15 protein-coding genes are annotated in these 14,410 nt (G+C 73.1%); 8 read left to right on the plus strand and 7 right to left on the minus strand.

The genetic code is table 11. The features are described 5' to 3' along the window. Window positions 1-61 precede the first annotated feature (61 nt). Window positions 62-544 carry a MarR family winged helix-turn-helix transcriptional regulator gene (locus ACWD35_RS20870; protein ID WP_451352767.1) on the minus strand — a complete coding sequence of 161 codons (483 nt, stop codon included), beginning with the start codon at window positions 542-544 and terminating at the stop codon, window positions 62-64. 86 nt (window positions 545-630) lie between these two features. Here ACWD35_RS20870 and ACWD35_RS20875 point away from each other — a divergent pair, with 86 nt between their 5' ends. After that, on the plus strand, window positions 631-1,557 hold the full coding sequence (locus ACWD35_RS20875; protein WP_451352768.1) for an LLM class flavin-dependent oxidoreductase: 927 nt from the start codon (window positions 631-633) through the stop codon (window positions 1,555-1,557). Window positions 1,558-1,624: 67 nt separating this feature from the next. Beyond that, window positions 1,625-2,491 carry a universal stress protein gene (locus ACWD35_RS20880; protein ID WP_451352769.1) on the plus strand — a complete coding sequence of 289 codons (867 nt, stop codon included), beginning with the start codon at window positions 1,625-1,627 and terminating at the stop codon, window positions 2,489-2,491. A gap of 68 nt (window positions 2,492-2,559) precedes the next feature. Here the strand turns inward: ACWD35_RS20880 and ACWD35_RS20885 are convergent, their stop codons facing one another. Beyond that, entirely contained in the window at window positions 2,560-3,306 is a 747-nt protein-coding gene (locus ACWD35_RS20885; protein ID WP_451352770.1) for an MBL fold metallo-hydrolase, read from the minus strand. 83 nt (window positions 3,307-3,389) lie between these two features. After that, complete coding sequence (locus tag ACWD35_RS20890; protein ID WP_451352771.1) at window positions 3,390-4,019, minus strand: alpha-ketoglutarate-dependent dioxygenase AlkB; 630 nt, start codon at window positions 4,017-4,019, stop codon at window positions 3,390-3,392. Window positions 4,020-4,144: 125 nt separating this feature from the next. Between ACWD35_RS20890 and ACWD35_RS20895 the strand changes: the two genes are divergently transcribed. Both ACWD35_RS20895 and ACWD35_RS20900 read left to right on the plus strand, forming a co-directional pair. Further along, window positions 4,145-4,765, plus strand: coding sequence for a TetR/AcrR family transcriptional regulator (locus tag ACWD35_RS20895; RefSeq protein ID WP_451352772.1), 621 nt, complete (start codon window positions 4,145-4,147; stop codon window positions 4,763-4,765). Window positions 4,766-4,792: 27 nt separating this feature from the next. Then, window positions 4,793-6,466, plus strand: a complete 1,674-nt coding sequence (locus ACWD35_RS20900; RefSeq protein WP_451352773.1) for an FAD-binding dehydrogenase — start codon at window positions 4,793-4,795, stop codon at window positions 6,464-6,466. Window positions 6,467-6,468: 2 nt separating this feature from the next. Here ACWD35_RS20900 and ACWD35_RS20905 read toward each other — a convergent pair whose 3' ends face one another. Next, on the minus strand, window positions 6,469-6,822 hold the full coding sequence (locus ACWD35_RS20905; protein WP_451352774.1) for a DUF488 domain-containing protein: 354 nt from the start codon (window positions 6,820-6,822) through the stop codon (window positions 6,469-6,471). Between the two features lie 163 nt (window positions 6,823-6,985). Between ACWD35_RS20905 and ACWD35_RS20910 the strand changes: the two genes are divergently transcribed. The 3 genes from ACWD35_RS20910 (at window position 6,986) to ACWD35_RS20920 (ending at window position 11,041) form a co-directional block, all read left to right on the plus strand. Continuing rightward, the gene (locus ACWD35_RS20910; protein ID WP_451352775.1) at window positions 6,986-8,413 is read left to right on the plus strand and encodes a M1 family metallopeptidase; all 1,428 of its coding nucleotides are present in this window, start codon (window positions 6,986-6,988) and stop codon (window positions 8,411-8,413) included. A gap of 94 nt (window positions 8,414-8,507) precedes the next feature. Next, window positions 8,508-9,212 carry a response regulator transcription factor gene (locus tag ACWD35_RS20915; RefSeq protein ID WP_451352776.1) on the plus strand — a complete coding sequence of 235 codons (705 nt, stop codon included), beginning with the start codon at window positions 8,508-8,510 and terminating at the stop codon, window positions 9,210-9,212. Continuing rightward, window positions 9,209-11,041 carry a sensor histidine kinase gene (locus tag ACWD35_RS20920; protein ID WP_451352777.1) on the plus strand — a complete coding sequence of 611 codons (1,833 nt, stop codon included), beginning with the start codon at window positions 9,209-9,211 and terminating at the stop codon, window positions 11,039-11,041. Before ACWD35_RS20915 ends, ACWD35_RS20920 begins: the two co-directional genes overlap by 4 nt. Window positions 11,042-11,045: 4 nt before the next feature. On the opposite strand, the gene ACWD35_RS20925 is transcribed toward ACWD35_RS20920, so the two are convergent. Then, entirely contained in the window at window positions 11,046-11,294 is a 249-nt protein-coding gene (locus ACWD35_RS20925; protein ID WP_451352778.1) for a WhiB family transcriptional regulator, read from the minus strand. A 96-nt stretch (window positions 11,295-11,390) separates the two neighbouring features. Further along, window positions 11,391-12,611, minus strand: a complete 1,221-nt coding sequence (locus ACWD35_RS20930; RefSeq protein ID WP_451352779.1) for a saccharopine dehydrogenase family protein — start codon at window positions 12,609-12,611, stop codon at window positions 11,391-11,393. A 118-nt stretch (window positions 12,612-12,729) separates the two neighbouring features. Here ACWD35_RS20930 and ACWD35_RS20935 point away from each other — a divergent pair, with 118 nt between their 5' ends. Then, window positions 12,730-13,473 (plus strand): TetR/AcrR family transcriptional regulator, encoded by a 744-nt coding sequence (locus tag ACWD35_RS20935; protein WP_451352780.1) that lies wholly within the window; start codon window positions 12,730-12,732, stop codon window positions 13,471-13,473. Here the strand turns inward: ACWD35_RS20935 and ACWD35_RS20940 are convergent. Beyond that, a complete protein-coding gene (locus tag ACWD35_RS20940; RefSeq protein ID WP_451352781.1) occupies window positions 13,470-14,354 on the minus strand; it encodes a LysR family transcriptional regulator ArgP in 885 nt (294 codons plus the stop codon). The genes ACWD35_RS20935 and ACWD35_RS20940 overlap by 4 nt on opposite strands. Window positions 14,355-14,410 lie beyond the last annotated feature (56 nt).

Raw genomic sequence — 14,410 nt, forward strand, 5'->3', positions numbered from 1 at the left:
CGTGGAGACCACCGCACCGATTCGAGCCCATCGTATGTTCGACCGCCCGGGTTCGCTGCCCTCAGCGGCCCTCGGGGCCGTCTTGGTCCGTTTCCGCGTCACCGGCTTCCGCGACGCCGGCCAAGGTACGCAGCGCCCGCAGGAAGGGCTCGGCGTCCGCGTCGGAGAGTGCGGCGAGGAACCGGCCCTCGGCCTCGGCGCGGGCGGCGTCGGCCGCGCTCAGCACCTTCTGGCCGTGCTCGGTCGGCTGCACGGTGTTCCGGCGCCGGTCGTGCTCGCTGCGGCGGCGCGCCACGAGCCCCTTGTCCTCCAGGGCGTCGACGAGCGCGACCATCGTGGACCGGTCGATGCCGATCCGGCCGGCGGCCTCCGTCTGGGACAGCGGCCGGTCCGCGGCGAGTACGGCCAGCACCGCCAGCTCACGCCCGTCGACGCCGAACGGCGCCAAGGCCTGCGCAGACGCCTCCGCGTACCGCAGTTGGGCGTGCTTGAGCAGGTAACCAAGGCGTGAGGTCAGTGCGCTGGTGGGGGTGTCGCCGGTCATGAGCACATCGTATCGCTCCATAAATGATTGGCGTAGCAAATCATTTTTAGGCTGATGATTGAGCGAACTGAAGGGGAGGGACGGGTATGAGTGATCAGGCGCGCGACGCAGTGACGTTCGGCATCAAGACGACCCCGATGCGGGTCGGTTACGAGGAGATCCTCCGGGTCTGGGAGGAGGCCGACGAGCTGCCCGACATCGAGGACGCCTGGCTGTGGGACCACCTGATGCCGGCCGCCGGGCCGAAGGACGGGCAGGTGCTCGAAGGCTGGACGCTGCTCGCCGCGCTGGCCGCCCGGACCCGGCGGCTGCGGCTGGGGCTGCTGGTGACGAGCAACCGGATCCGCCCGCCCGCCGTCCTCGGCAAGATCGCCACCACGGTGGACGTGATCTCGGGAGGCCGGCTGATCATGGGGCTCGGCGTCGGCGGCACCCATCAGCCGCCCGGCGCGGGAGGCGTCGCCGGCCAGAATCCCGCCCTGGCCGAATACGCGGCCTACGGGCTCAGCCTGGTCCCGCCCGCCGAGGGCATCGCCCGGCTGGCCGAGACCATCGCCGTCCTGAAGGCGATGTGGACCCAGGACGTCTTCGACTTCCACGGGCAGTACGTCACCCTCACCGGCACGCGCAACGAGCCCAAGCCGGTCCAGCGTCCCGGACCTCCGCTGCTGATCGGCGGCTGGGGCACCCGCACGCTGCGGCTGGTCGCCGAGCACGCGGACATGTGGAACATCCCTGGCCCGCCGCACAACACCGTGGAGCAGATCGCCGAGCGCGCTCGCGTGCTGGACGCCCACTGCGCGTCGCTGGGCCGGGACCCGCGGTCGATCACCCGTTCGGTGCAATACATCGTCTCCTACGACGACCCGGTGAAGGACCGCGAGACGATCGCGGAGCTCATCGCCGCCGGCTTCACGCACATCGTGCTCAGCCTGCGCGCCCCCTACCCGTCGAAGATCGTGCGCCGGCTCGTCGACGATATCGTCGTGCCCGTGCGCGGTGGCTGCCGATAGGCCGACAGTGCGCATCGGAACGACCGGGCGGCGCACCGACCGCCCGGCGCATCGAGGAGGCCCACGCATGACACGCCCGATCACGGCAGGGGTGGACGGTACGGAGGAGAGCCTGGCCGCGCTGCACTGGGCGGCCCGGGAAGCCGTACGGCGCGGGCTGCCGCTGCGTGTGGTGCACGCGTGGCGCTACACCGAGGCGCTCGCCGCAGCGGACCGGGACACTCAGCACAGGTGGGTGTCGGACGGCGTGACGGAGGCCGTGCGCACCGTCTCCGAGCGGCATCCGGAGCTCCGGGTGAGCGTCGGCGTGGTCGAGGGCGGCGCGGTGGAGGCCCTGACCGGCGTGGCCGCGGACGCCGAGATGCTGGTGCTCGGCTCACGCGGGCACGGGCCGGTCGTCGGGTTCCTGCTCGGCTCGGTCGGCCAGCAGCTGATCGCCACGGCGACCCGGCCGGTGGTCCTGGTGCGGGCCGGCGACGAGCCGGCGGCGGAGGCGGCCGGGCGGGACGTCGTCGTGGGCCAGCAGGGCGAGCCGGAGGACAGCGCCGCCGCCCTGCGGTTCGCGTTCGAGACTGCGGCGGCGCGCGGCGCCATGGTCCGGGCCGTCCGCGCCTGGACCCTGCCGCCGGTGTTCGCCTACAGCCCCGGCTCGATGAAACTCCTGGACGACGCCGGGGGCCTCGAACCCTACGAGCAGCAGGCGCTGTCCGCGGCGCTCCGGCCCTGGCGGGAACGGTTCCCCGCCGTGCCCGTGGCCGAGCACGTCGAGCTGGGCAGCGCGGGCCAGGTACTGCTGTCGGTGGCCGCCCGCGCCCAGCTGATGGTCGTCGGCCGCCGGGCGCACCGTACGGCCGTCGGCGCCCGCATCGGCTCGGTCGCGCACGGCGTGCTGCACCACGCGGAGTGCCCGGTGGCCGTGGTCCCGCACGACTGACCTGCGCCTCGGGGCGGGCGGCACGACGCCCGCCCCCGCTCTACGGCCCCCGCTCTACGGCCCCTGGACTACGACGCCCGTTCCCGGGCCAGCTCCGCCGCCGCGCGCACGGAGCCGTGGTGCACCGGCCCGTGTCCGGGCAGCAGCGTGTCGCCGTCGAGCGCGCCGATCACGTCCAGCGAGGCCACGGCCCGGCCACGCTCGTGGTGGAAGAAGTCGAGCAGCATCTGCGGGCCCTTGATCCGCGAGGTCGCGTGCCCGGTGGCCAGGGCGTCGCCGGAGATCACGATGCCGGCGTCGGGCAGATGGTAGACGCAGTGGCCGTCCGTGTGGCCGGGGGTGTGCACCGGCACGGGACGGCCCGGCAGGTCCAGCGCCCCCTCGACCGGGAACGGCTCGGGAGCGGTGACGGGGTTGTGGTCGGTGCCGCCCACGCGGAGCACGTGCACCGCCCAGGGCAGGACCCCCGGCCGCCAGGCGTTGCGCACCACGTCGCCGATGGTGGCCTGCTGGAGGAAGTCCCGGCGGACGTGCGGGACTTCCGCGGGATGCAGGTAGACCGGGGTGCCGTGGGTGCCGCGCAGGTACTCGGCCGAGCCGATGTGGTCGTTGTGCGCGTGGGTGATCAGCACGGCGGCGACGGCCTCCGGTGAACTGCCCACCTGCGCAAGCGACTCGAGGAGCCCCTGCCGGTCCCCGGGATATCCGGTGTCCACCAGGGTGACGGCGTCGCCTTCCTTAAGGATGACCCAGTTGGTGTGGTGGCCGTGCACCAGATAGGTGTTGTCGGCGACTTGGCGTACGTCTGGCCGCATGATCTCCCCGAGGCCCTGAGTGGCTGATGGTGGGGCACAGCCAACCAGATGTGTCACCGCGCCCCGCAAGGGGGCGCGGTGCGTCAGAGCACGCCGTGCGGGCGGAACTGGATGCTGATGCGCGGCCCGGCGGCGCGGGCGGTCTTGGGCACGCAGTGCTCCCAGGTCCGCTGGCAGGAGCCGCCCATCACGATGAGGTCGCCGTGCCCGAGCGCCCGCCGTACGGTCGTACCGCCTCCGCCCACCGGGCGCAGCAGCAGATCCCGGGGTGCGCCGACGGAGAGGATCGCGACCATCGTGTCCTCGCGCGCCCCGCGCCCGATCCGGTCCCCGTGCCAGGCGACACTGTCCCGGCCGTCGCGGTAGAAGCACAGCCCGGCGGTCGTGAACGGCTCGCCCAGCTCCCCGGTGTAGTGCCGCGACAGGGCGGTGCGCGCCTCGTCCAGCACGGGGTGCGGCAGCGGGTCGTGGGCCGCGTAGTGGGCGAGCAGCCGCGGTACGGCGACGACGTTGTCGTACATCTTGCGGCGCTCCGCCCGCCACGGCACGTCCGCCGCGAGCCGCTCGAACAGGGCGTCGGCGCCGCTCAGCCAGCCCGGCAGCACATCGATCCAGGCTCCCGAGCCCAGTCCGGTCCGGCGCAACCCGTCGAGGGAGCCGAGCCGCAGCTCGTCGGTCTGGTCGAACAGGGAGCCCTGGAGGTGCGTGGACATGGGTTCAGCGTAACTCGCTAATCGAAAATACGTTCCCATGCGGGCCGTCGAGCCGGTGCATCCGGGGGCTTTCGATACATGGATGTATTCGATACATTCGCGTATCGAATGGAGGGCAGGTGCCGATGGGGGAGTCACCCAAGCGCGTCACCCGGCGCCGGGTCCGCACCCGGGCCCGGCTGCTCGACGCCGCGTTCGCCGTCTTCGCGGCCAAGGGCTTCGGACGGGTCTCCATCGAGGAGATCTGCGAGGCCGCCGGGTTCAGCAGGGGTGCGTTCTACTCGAACTTCGCCACCCTCGACGAGCTGTTCTTCGCCCTCTACCGGGAGCGCGCCGAACTCATCGCCACCCAGGTCGCCGACGCGCTCGCCCAGGACGGGCCCGGCCTCGACGTGCCCGCCGCCGTGGACCGGGTCACCGAGGTACTGCTGCTGGACGTCGACTGGCTGCTGGTGAAGACCGACTTCCTGGTCCACGCGGCCCGCGACCCGGCCGTCGCCCAGGCCCTCCTCGACCACCGCACCCGGCTCCGGGAGGCTGTCGCCGACCGGCTCTTCCGGGCCCGCGGCCACACCGAACTGCCCGCCGTGCTCGGCGACGTCGACGGCGCCGCCCGCGCGGTGGTCGCGGCCTACGACGGCGTCACCACCCAGCTGCTGCTGGACAAGGACGTCGACGCGGCCCGCACCTGGCTCAAGCAACTGCTCACCGCCCTGCTGACGGACGGCAGCGGCACCCCCGTATGAGTCTGTAGAGGGAAGGAAACGGACGCCATGGACGCGGACGTCATTGTCGTCGGAGCGGGCCTCGCCGGCCTGGTCGCCGCCCACGAACTCACCAGCCGGGGCCGCCGGGTCGCCCTGGTCGACCAGGAGAACGCCGCCAACCTCGGCGGACAGGCCTTCTGGTCCCTCGGCGGGCTCTTCCTCGTCGACTCGCCCGAACAGCGCCGCCTCGGCATCAAGGACTCCTTCGACCTCGCCTGGAACGACTGGCGGGGCAGCGCCCGGTTCGACCGGCTGGACGACGAGGACTCCTGGGCGGTGCGCTGGGCCCGCGCCTACGTCGAGTTCGCGGCCGGCGAGAAGCGCTCCTGGCTGGCCGGGCACGGCATCGAGCTGCTGCCCACCGTGGGCTGGGCCGAACGCGGCGACCTGCGCGCCGACGGCCACGGCAACTCCGTCCCCCGCTTCCACATCAGCTGGGGCACCGGAACCGGCGTGGTCGAACCCTTCGTCAAGTACGCCCGGCAGGCCGCCCGGGACGGACTGCTCACCTTCCACCACCGCCACCAGGTGGACGAGCTGGTCATCGAGGACGGCGCGGCGCGCGGGGTGCGGGGCACCGTGCTCGCCCCCGACGACTCCCCGCGCGGGGTCGCCTCCAACCGCGACCGCGTCGGCGACTTCGAACTCACCGCCCAGGCCGTGATCGTCACCACCGGCGGCATCGGCGGCAACCACGACATCGTCCGCCGTTCCTGGCCCGAACGCCTCGGCACGCCTCCGGCGCAGATGGTCACGGGCGTACCCGCCTACGTCGACGGCCGCATGCTCGACATCAGCGCCGGGGCGGGCGTACGGCTCGTCAACCGCGACCGCATGTGGCACTACACCGAGGGCCTGCAGAACTGGGACCCGGTCTGGCCCGGCCACGGCATCCGCATCCTGCCCGGCCCGTCCTCCATCTGGCTCGACGCCCTCGGCCGCCGCCTGCCCGACCCCTGCCTGCCCGGCTACGACACCCTGGGCACCCTCAAGTACCTGCGCACCACCGAGGAGATCGCCGGGTACGACCACTCCTGGTTCATCCTCACCCGGAAGATCATCGAGAAGGAGTTCGCGCTCTCCGGCTCGGAGCAGAACCCCGACATCACCGCCAAGGACCGCAAGGCCGTCCTGCGCGACCGGCTGCTCGGCAAGGGCGCCCCGGCCCCCGTGCAGGCCTTCGTCGACAAGGGCGCCGACTTCGTCACCGCGGGCAGTCTGGAGCAGCTGGTCGCGAAGATGAACGCCCTGACCGGCAAGCCGCTGCTGGACCCGGCCGAGGTACGCCGTGAGATCGAGGCCCGTGACCTGCAGATGGCCAACCCCTACAGCAAGGACTCCCAGGTCCAGGGCATCCGCAACGCCCGCCGCTACATCGGCGACCGCCTGGGCCGGGTCGCGTCCCCGCACCGCATCCTCGACCCCGCCGCCGGCCCGCTGATCGGGGTCCGGCTGCACGTGCTGACCCGCAAGACCCTCGGCGGCATCCAGACCGACCTCGACTCCCGCGCCCTCGGCGCCGACGGCGAGCCGATCGGCGGACTGTACGCGGCCGGCGAGGTGGCCGGCTTCGGCGGCGGCGGCGTCCACGGCTACAACGCCCTGGAGGGCACCTTCCTCGGCGGCTGCCTGTTCTCGGGGCGCGCGGCCGGGCGGGCGGCGGCGCAGCAGACGGGCTGACGTCAGCCCTTGCTCGCCAGCAGCTCCGACAGCACCGAGGCGTGGCTCCGCTCCGGCACCTTGGAAGCCGTCAGCAGCGTCACCGGCCCCTTGCGGACCGACTCCCTGAGGCCGTCGAGCAGCTCGGCGGCCTCGGGCGCGTCCAGCTCGGCCTCGTAGCGGCGCCGGAACTCCTCGTACGAGCCCCCGCCGTGGAACCACTTGCGCAGCTCGCTCGACGGCGTGAGCCCCTTCGGCCACTCGTCGATCTGCGCCGCGTCCTTGGCGAGCCCGCGCGGCCACAGCCGGTCCACCAGCACGCGCAGGCCGTCGTCGGGCTCGGACTCTTCGTAGATCCGGCGCACGCGCACGCTCACGGTCGGCCCCTTCTCGGCTCGCGGACGGTCCCGCGAGCGTACGCGGCGCGCTGCGCCCATCCGGCGGCGACGCGGCGTGACTTGACCTGAATGAGGGGGAAGCATCGGCATCCGCACGCCTAGTCTGTGCCCACTCGATCACCGCGACCCACAAGGAGCGCATGTGACGCCATCCCGCAGGCAGGCCGTCGTCAGACGGATCGGAGTCCTCCGCCGCGAGGCGGTCCTCGCCGCCGTTCCCGCCGCCGTCGCGGCACTGCTCGGCGCAGCCGGACCCACGGCGGACGACACGCCCGGCGCCCCCGGCGCGGGCGACCCGTACTTCCCGCTCAGCGGCAACGGCGGCTACCACGTGCGCCACTACGGCCTGACGCTCCGCTACGACACCGCCTCCCGGCGACTGGACGGCACAGCGGTCCTCACCGCCCGCGCCACCCAGCGGCTCACCCGGTTCGACCTCGACCTCAAGGGCCTGACGGTGACCGGCGTCAGCGTCGACCGGGCCGCGGCCGGCCACCGCCGCAGCGGCCAGGAGCTGATCGTCACCCCGCGGCACACCCTGCACGAGGGCCAGGAGTTCCGCGTCACCGTCACCTACCACGGCACCCCCAAGCCGGTCACCGACCCGGACGGCTCCGCCGACGGCTGGATCCCCACCGACGACGGGGCGTTCGTCGCGGGCGAACCGCAGGGCGCCATGACCTGGTTCCCGGCGAACAGCCACCCCAAGGACAAGTCGTCGTACGACTTCACGATCACCGTCCCCGAGGGCCGTACCGCGGTCGCCAACGGGATCCTGCTCGGGCAGCACACCGCGCAGGGGCACACCACCTTCCGCTGGCGTGAGAGCCGGCCCATGGCCGCCTACCTGGCCACCGCCACCGTCGGGAAGTTCAAGATCGAGAAGTACACCACCCGCGACGGCGTCCAGGTGTACAACGCCGTCGACCCGCGCGAGGCGAGCGCCGCCGCGCCCGTGCTGAAGAAGCTGCCCTCCGTGCTGGAGTGGGAGAGCAAGCTGTTCGGGCCGTACCCGTACCGCGCCGCCGGGTCGATCGTCGACCATGCCCCGGACGTCGGCTACGCCCTGGAGACCCAGACCCGGCCGATCTACGACTCGGCCCCCGACCTGGGCACCCTGGTCCACGAGAATGCCCACCAGTGGTTCGGCGACTCCGTCTCCCTCACCGCCTGGAAGGACATCTGGCTCAACGAGGGCTTCGCCAGCTACGCGGAGTGGCTCTACAGCGAGCAGCACGGCGGCGCCAGCGCACAGAAGACCTTCGACGCCCTCTACGCCCGTCCCGCGAGCGACACCCTGTGGGCGTACCCGCCCGGCGACCCGGGCGGCGGCGCGAACCTCTTCGGCAAGCCCGTCTACGCCCGCGGCGCCATGACCCTGCACGAGCTGCGCCGGGCCGTCGGCGACCCGGTCTTCTTCCGCATCCTGCGCGCATGGGCGGCGGCACACCGGGACGGGCACGCCACGACGGCTCAGTTCGTGAAGCTCGCCGAGCGGGAGTCGGGCAAGGACCTGGCCGGGCTGTTCCACACCTGGCTGTACGCGCAGGGCAAGCCGGACCACGCCTGAATCCTGACGAGTTCCACACAACTCTCGGCCAGGGTCGAGGCATGATCCAGCGCCGAACCACCGCGGCACACCGGGCCCTCTAGGATCCGAACTCGTGTGCGCACATGTACTGGTCGCCGAGGACGACGAGAAGCAGGCCGAACTCATCCGCCGCTCCCTGCTGGCGGCGGGCCACACCGCCACCGTGGTCCACGACGGCGCCGCCGCGCTCGACGCGGCCCGCCGGCTGCGGCCCGACCTCGTCGTCCTCGACCTGATGCTCCCGGTGCTCGACGGCTTCGCCGTGTGCCGGGCGCTGCGCGGCGGTGACGGCGGCCCGGACATCCCCGTGGTCATGCTCACCGCCCGCTCCGCCGAGGACGACGTGCTGCTCGGCCTCGAACTGGGCGCCGACGACTACATGACCAAGCCGTACAGCCCGCGCGAGCTGATGGCCCGCATCCGCACGGTGCTGCGGCGCAGCGGGGGCGGCGGCACCCGGGAGGAGGAACCCGGCGTACGCGCGGCCGGGATCAGCGTCGACCCCGTACGGCACGAGGTGCGCTGTGACGGCGTCCCCGTCGATTGCACCCCGGCCGAGTTCCAGATCCTGCTGGCCATGGCGGGGGAGCCGGACCGGGTGTTCACCCGCAGGCAACTGCTCCAGGCCACCCGCGGTTTCGACCGGGCCTCCACCGAGCGGGCCGTCGACGTGCACATCATGAACCTGCGCCGCAAGATCGAGGCCGACCCACGGCGGCCGGTGCGGCTGCTGACCGTGTTCGGCGTCGGCTACAAGCTGAGCGGCGCACGACCGTGAAACGCCGGATCCCGCTGCGCAAACGGCTCCTCGTCCGGCTGCTGTTCGTCTCGGCGCTCATCGCCGTCTGCTCGGTCGCGGCCACCGCCTGGCTCGCGGTGACGACCACCACCAGCGCCCTGAAGGAGGAACAGGGCCAGGACCTCGCCGCCGACAACCGCATCCTCGCCCGGCTCAGCGGCTACGCCGCCACCCACGCCGACTGGGCGGGCGTCCGGCGCACCGTCCGCACCCTGGCCGCCGAGACCGGCCGCCGCATCGCCCTCACCACCGCCGACCGCACCCTCGTCGCCGACTCCGCGCCGCGCGGCACCCCGCTGCCGCCCCGGCCCGCCGCCACCGTCGACCCGCTGCGCACCGACACCTACACCGAGACCGGCGCCCAGCTCAGCGGCATCGACCCGCGCGTGGTCGGCCCGTACCGGCTCACGGCGAAGGAGCGCGCGAGCCTGGACGCGCTGGCCGTCAAGCGCAGGCGGTGCTACGAGCAGTACGGCCTCCAGGCCACCGTCGCACGGACCCCCAGCGGGCGGCCCGTACTGACGGGCACGGACGGCAACGACGTGGCCGGGTTCGGCGCGTCGGTGTGCGACGACGGCCGCCTCAACACCCCGGTGCCGACCGAGCAGCAGGCCCTCGACGCGCTGTCGGAGCTGGCCCGGCCCTGTCTGCGTGAGGCCGGCAGGGACCTCGGCGGGCCGCTGTTCCTCACCCTCGACCCCAGCGGCAAGGACCCCTTGGGCGGCGGCTACTTCATCGCCAAGTACGCCAAGACGCGCGGCAGCACGGCCGCACGGGCGGCACAGCAGTGCGCCCTGACCGCCCGCCGCGCCCAACTGGAGCCGTACGTCGCCCCGGTCGCCGAGCTGTTCCTCGGCATCGGCGACCAGAACCCCTCCCGCTTCGACATGTCCCCGGCCAACAAGGCCAAGGTGGTCGGCGCCGCGGGCCTGGTGCTCGCCGTCAGCGTCGCCGTGACCGCGGTCGTCGCCGTCCGGCTGGTGAGGCCCTTGCGGGCACTGACCGAGGCGGCGCAGCAGCCGCCCGAGCTGCATGTGCGGGTGCCGGTGACCACCCGGGACGAGACCGGGATCCTCGCGGAGGCGTTCAACGACCTGACCGAGCGCCGGGAACGCCTGGAGGCCCAGCGCAAGGCCATGGTCAGCGACATCGCGCACGAACTGCGCAGCCCGCTCACCAACATCCGCGGCTGGCTGGAGGTCGTCCGGGACGGCGTGGTCGACCCCGAACCCGACCTGCTGGACTCCCTGCACGAGGAGGCGCTGGTGCTCCAGCGGATCATCGACGACCTCCAGGACCTCGCCGCCGCCGACGCGGGCACCCTGCGCCTGCACCGCGAGCCGCTCCGCGCCGGGGAGTTGACCGACCAGGTCGCCGCCGCCCACCGCGTCGCCGCCCGCACCGCCGGGGTGGCCCTGCACACCGAGGCCGACGACACCGCCTGGCTGGAGGCCGACCCGGTGCGCATGCGGCAGGCCCTCGGGAACCTGGTCTCCAACGCCCTGCGGCACACCCCCGCCGACGGCACGGTCACGCTCGCCGCCCGCCGGGAGGGCGCCGAGGTCGTCCTCACCGTCGCCGACACCGGGTCGGGCATCGCGCCCGAGGATCTGCCGCACGTCTTCGACCGGTTCTGGCGCGCTGAGAAGTCCCGCAGCAGGCGCACCGGCGGCAGCGGCCTGGGGTTGCCGATCGTCCGTCACCTGGTCGCCGCCCACGGCGGCACGGCCGAGGCCGCGAGCGAACCGGGCGCCGGCGCGTTGTTCACCCTGCGTCTGCCCGCGGCGGCGGCACCGGAGGACGGCTGAGGTCTCAGGGGCGCCGTCGTGCCCCCAGGCGTCGGCTCAGGGCACGCCGTTCCGTCTCCGTCGTGCCGCCCCAGATGCCGACGCACTGTTCCGTCCCCAGCGCCCACTCAAGGCACTCCTCCCGGACCCGGCAGCGTGCACAGACCGCCTTGGCCTGCTGTGTCTGGAGTGTCGCGGGGCCGGTCGTGCCGATCGGGAAGAAGAGATCGGGGTCCCTGTGGCGGCACGCGGCCTGGTCTCGCCAGTTGCCCATGAAAGTCACCTGCGCTCGCTGTCGTCCACGCCCTTGCACATGTGTAACGCGAGTTCGGGTCACCGTCGACCAGGCCGCTCAAACACGGAGAACCGGTCACTGCTCCCGCAGGCCCCACGGGGAGCCGTACTCGGCCAGCAGGTCGAGGAACGGGCGGGGCGGGAAGGCCTCCGGGCCGAGGACGCCCGTGCCCGACCAGGCGCCGGTGGCGAGGAGTTCGAGGGCGACGACCGGATTGACCGCTGTCTGCCACACCACGGCCTGACAGCCGTACTCCGTCATGGACCACTGGTTGTCGACCACGTGGTAGAGGTACACCTCGCGCGGTGCCCCGTCCTTCGTGCCGCGCACCCAGGTGCCCGCGCAGGTCTTGCCGTGCATCCGCTCGCCCAGCGTCGCCGGATCGGGCAGGCACGCGGCGACGACGTCCCGCGGCGAGACGGCGACCGGGCCGTCCGGGCCGGGCACGGTCACCGGCGTGGTGCGGTCAAGTCCCAGGCGGTGCAGGGTCTTGAGCGTCTCGATGAACTCCCGGCCGAGGCCGTACTTGAAGGTGACGCGCCCCGCGTCGATCCAGCGCGGCACGAGCAGCACCTCCTCGTGCTCGACGTTGACGCACTCGACGGGACCGATGCCCTCGGGGAAGTCGAACACCTCGGGCTCGCTGAACGGGGCGGTGGTGAACCAGCCGCGCCCGGCCTCGTGGACGACCGGAGGGTTCAGACACTCCTCGATGGTGGTCCAGATGCTGAAGGAGGGCGCGAAGTCGTAGCCGTCCACGGTGAGATCGGCGCCGTCCCGGATGCCGATCTCCTCGATCGTGTCGAAGAGCTCGTCGGCCGCGTACCGGGCGAACACGTCCGACAGACCGGGCTCCACACCCATGCCGACCAGCGCCAGCGCGCCCGCCTTCTCCCACTCGGGGGCCAGCGCGAACTGCTCGTCGCCCAGCTTGACCCCGCACTCCTCGTACGGCCGCTCGGGATGCGGTCGGGACAGGGACATCGCCATGTCGACATAGGTGGCGCCGGCCGCGCGCGCCGCCCGGAACAACGGCATGACGAAGCGCGGATCGGTCGCGTTCAGCAGCACGTCGCAGCCGTGCCGGGCGAGCAGCCGGGCGACGGCCGCCTCGTCGCTCGCGTCGACGCGCTCGGCACGGAACCGGGCGCCGGCGTCGCCGAGGGCCGTGACCGCCGCCTCGGCCCGCGCGGGGTCGTGGTCGGCGACGACCATCGCGTCGAGGAACGGACGCCGGGCGGCGATCCGGGTGATGGCGGTGCCCACACCGCCTGCTCCCACGAGAAGTACACGCATGACGAAACTCCCTGCCGAAAGGTGGTCGGAAACGGGCGCGCGCTGTCCGGAATCCAACGCCCACGCATCACGTAAGGTCAATGGCGTTGGCATAAGAGCCGTCGAGGGAGTGTTCTGCGTGCCCAAGCCCGTCGTGCCCGAGGAGAAGCGCCGTAGGCGCCGTCCGACGCGGAGCGGCACGGTGCTGTCCGAGACGCTGATCGTCGAGACCGCGCTGCGCCTGCTGCGCGAGCACGGCAGCGCCGGACTGACCGCGCGCCGCCTCGGACTCGCCCTGGACTGCGATCCCAGCACGCTGTACCGGTACTTCCGCGGCATGGACGACCTGACCCTGGCCATCGGCGACGCGCTCATCGGGCAGGCGCTGGCGGGCTGGGAGCCGACCGGCCGGTGGCGGGCGGACCTGCGCGCCATCGGCCTGCGCGTGCACGCCGCGTACGTCGCCCACCCGCAGGCCGCGCTGCTCACCGCCAGCCGGGTCACGGGCCGCGCCCACGAGCTCGCAGCCGACGAGGCGGTCCTGGGCGTCCTGCGCACCGCCGGGTTCGCGCTGGAGGAGACCGTCCGCGTCTACCACGCCTTCATCGATCAGACGCTCGCCTTCGCCGCCCTCGACTCCGCCTCCCTGGCCCTGCCGAGCGCCTCGCAGCGAGCCGACGAGGACAAGTGGCACTCGACCTACGCCCGGCTGCCCCGCGCCACCCATCCCCGCATCGCCGAGGCGGCACCGCTGCTGGCCCGGCGCATGGTGACCAGCGCCTATCCGACCGCCCTGGAGATGCTCCTGGACAGCGCGGCCGGGCGGCTGGAGGGTCAGGCGGCGTCTGCCGGCTCGGGCCGGCGCCCGGAAGGCGCCCGCTAGCGGCGCAGCGCCTCCGCGGCCGTGGCCGTCACCGCGTCGGTCAGTGCGGCGAGCGCGGGGGAGTCCAGCTTCCACTGCTGCCAGTACAGCGTCAGGTCCGCCCACCGGTCCGGTGCGAGACGCGCCAGGCGGCCCTCGTCGAGCAGCGGCCCGGCCTGGGCCTCCGGGACCATGCCCCAGCCGAGGCCGGCCGCGATCGCGTCGACGAACCCCTCCGAGGTGGGCACATAGTGCCGCAGCGGGCTCGCGGACCCGCGGCCCAGCCGCCGTACGAAACCGTCCTGGACGTCGTCCTTGCGGTCGAACACCACGACCGGGGCCTCGGGCAGGACCTCCGGCAAAGGCCCGGCGAGGTGCGTCGCGGCGAACTCCGGTGCGGCCACCGGCAGATAGCGCATCCGGCCGAGCGGGCGGACCGAACAGCCCGGCACCGGCTCGGGGGAGGAGGTCACCGCCGCCATCACCCGGCCCTCGCGCAGCAGCGCCGCCGTGTGGGCCTCGTCCTCGCGGTGCAGTTCGAAGCACAGGCCCCGCACCCGGGTGAGCGCCCCGAGGAACCAGGTCGCCAGCGAGTCCGCGTTCACCGCGACCGACACCCGCGTCGGCTCCCCGGCGCCGCTCAGCCCCAGCTCGCCGCGCGTGTCCCGCTCCAGCCGCGCGAGCTGCCGGGCGAACCGCACCAGTACCGCGCCGGACTCCGTGGGCTGCACCGGCTTGGTGCGCTGGAGCAGCACCCGGCCGGTGCGCTGCTCCAGGGCCTTGACCCGCTGGCTGACCGCCGACGGCGTCACGTGCAGGGCCGCGGCGGCGGCGTCGAAGGTGCCCTCGTCGACCACGGCGAGCAGCGTCCGCACCTGCTCCAGGGGTAGCTCTGTCATCACAAGCGCTAAGGGTACGTAAGAATCTTTAGCTGTACTTGCGGTGCGGGCGTCCCTAG

The sequence above is a fragment of the Streptomyces sp. NPDC002671 genome, assembly GCF_053592475.1.